General features: G+C 39.8%; 2 pseudogenes. Both read left to right on the top strand.

The window, feature by feature from the left end:
- Nucleotides 1-215: 215 nt before the first annotated feature.
- A pseudogene (locus ACHBIF_RS11330) lies at nucleotides 216-311 on the top strand (KxYKxGKxW signal peptide domain-containing protein); the annotation flags it as partial.
- A 12-nt stretch (nucleotides 312-323) separates the two neighbouring features.
- Nucleotides 324-2695: pseudogene (locus ACHBIF_RS11325) on the top strand (hypothetical protein); the annotation flags it as partial.

Raw genomic sequence — 2695 nt, 5'->3', positions numbered from 1 at the left:
AGGTGGTACTCTTATCATATCAGGGAATCTTCTTTTTGACTTCTAGAAGTCTCACATCTATTGTAACGCTACAAAAAATACGTTTTCATTTAAGTAAAATTATTGACATTAGTATCACTTATTGGTAAAATGGATTGATTATTTAGCGGACTATTGCTGATTGGTACATTTTTAGGGCGCTAAATAATAAAGCAACATCAGGAGGATTTCTTTGAATGAAAATGCAAAGAAAAGATGACTTTACCGAAGTATCTCGAAAAAGTCGTGTAAAAATGCATAAATCCGGTAAGCACTGGGTGAGAACAGTCATGTCGCAAATCGGTTTGATACGTATTGGAGGCAAGTCTTCGGCAAGTCCAGCCGAGGTCAATCTTGCCACTGTAAAACGTTCAATGACCGCAAGCCAATTGTTGCGCGGTTTAGCAGCAGCGGGAGCTGTTGTGGGGGGGAATGTCGCGGTTGAAACCGTTATGGCTTCTGAAGTTGTCGCGACATCAGAGACAAGTACATCAACCTTGGCAGAAGCAGATACTGTCGTGTTGACGACAGTTGTCGATTCAGACTCAATTTCAGTAAGCTCCTCGGAATCAATATCGATTTCCGAATCAGCGAGTCAATCTGAGTCAACCTCAGCATCGGAATCTACTTCGATTTCTGAGTCCGAATCGCTCAGTTCATCAGAGTTCGTATCGAACTCAGAAAGTCAGTCGGCTTCAGAGTCGCTCTCTGTTTCAGAATCAACTTCTGTTTCACATTCGGAATCTGAATCAGCATCGACTACGACATCGAGTTCGACAAAGTCTGAAACCAGCACAAGCGAATCAGCAGCAAGTGAAACAGGTTCCGAAACCAGCACAAGCGAATCAGCAGCAAGTGATACAGGTTCCGAAACCAGTGCGAGCGAAACGGGCGCTACAACTGTAGAAGAAAAGCAAACTTTAGAGCAAGTTATTTCGGAAGCAGAGGTTTTAGTACAAATAGCAAGTAACCAATCTGCACCTAGTCAAGCTTTGCTGACTGCGATTGAGACCAGTCGTGACCAGATTTTGTTGGCTCACACCATCTTAGGAGATGCGGATGCAACTGTGGCTGACCTTGCTACCATTATCAGCAGTTTGCAAGCAAGCAATCAAGCAATAGGTCTTTTGTTGTTGGAAAATGATGAAGACGGAGTGATTACTTTTGCCCTTAATACTTCAACGACAGCAACCGTGACCAAAGTTGGTGAAGGAGATGGTATTTTGGTTGATACCTTGTCAACTGCTTCACCATCAATGGATGATGCTAACGGTGCTGCAATTTCGGATCCAACAAATAACACAATCTTTACACCGTCTTCAGAAGCGGAACGCTTTACCTTTAACTATTCAAAATTCAACTGGTTTGGTGATCAATTAACGGATCAAACAATCAAAGATAACTACTATTTCCGTTATTCTTTAGACTACGATACAACAACCACAACAACTTATATTGAGTTAGTTAATAAGACAACAAATACTGTGGTTGAAAGCCACACTTTGGATAAGGGTGAGACTGCAACATTCACTTACTTCCAAAGTTATGAAGGTGCTAACAACTTGCCGTTAACAATTACTTACGGTGATAGTACTTCATCAAGTACAACTTCTGGTGAGCTTCAATTACAATACAACGGTGGTACACTAACAAATACCTTGGTACCAACTTACCAAGAATATACAACTTACTATAAGACAACTGATGGAAAAACAATTGCCACTTACACCATCAAAGGTATTGGTGGACAAATGGCAACACCATCAGCTAAGCGTGACTTTGTCGGTTACGACTACTCAAGTACAACAGGAAGCAGTACTGCAACAAGGCTTTATACACCTGGAACTTTTTATAATAACGGGTCTATAGCAGGTAACTATATAAAACGTTTAGCAGAAGTTGTTAGCGAAAATGGAGACGTAATTAAATCTGTCTGGATCAAAGATCCAACTTATACGGGGACAGTTGATTATAACTCGGCAGATACGACAGGCTTTATCAAAGTGATGGAGACTGAAGTTTTGGCACCTGGAGCAGATAATACTAGTTTGATTGTTCCAACTAGTTTCCTCATCGATGAGACAGAAGCTGCTCAAATAAAAGCTAATGCAGAAGCGGGTCTTACAGGCAATGATGCTTTTGTTGTTGTTTATGAGGACGATGCAATTTTAATTAGAATTGCATTTAGTGGGTCAGCTGAAACCAATTTTGCAAATGCAATACTTCCTCAATCAATTTTGAAATCGGCACATCCTGAATATAATCCAACTATACCAGCTCGTAACTCGAAGGGGACAACAATTGTTCTTGGTAATGGTTTTAATACAGCAACCTTTAATGCAACCACCCATTGGTACACTATAGATACGTCAGAATCTGAATCACTATCAAATTCAAACTCACATTCATTGTCTGAATCTGAGTCAACTTCTAACTCAGAATCAACATCAAAATCAGAATCTATCTCAAACTCTGAGTCACTGTCTAATTCTGAATCAACTTCAAATTCAGAATCACTTTCAAATTCGATTTCCGAATCTGTTAGAGAATCAGTATCCGAGTCTATTTCAGAATCAGTAAAAGAGTCAGTTTCTGAATCAATTTCAGAATCAGTAAAAGAGTCAGTTTCTGAATCAATTTCAGAATCAGTAAAAGAGTCAGTTTCTGAATCAATTTC

Origin of the sequence: Streptococcus sp. A11, assembly GCF_043674225.1 — a bacterium.
Taxonomy (GTDB): Bacteria; Bacillota; Bacilli; order Lactobacillales; family Streptococcaceae; genus Streptococcus; species Streptococcus suis_V.
Note: the sequence above shows the minus strand (reverse complement) of the source record. Positions and strands in the feature narration are given on the sequence as shown.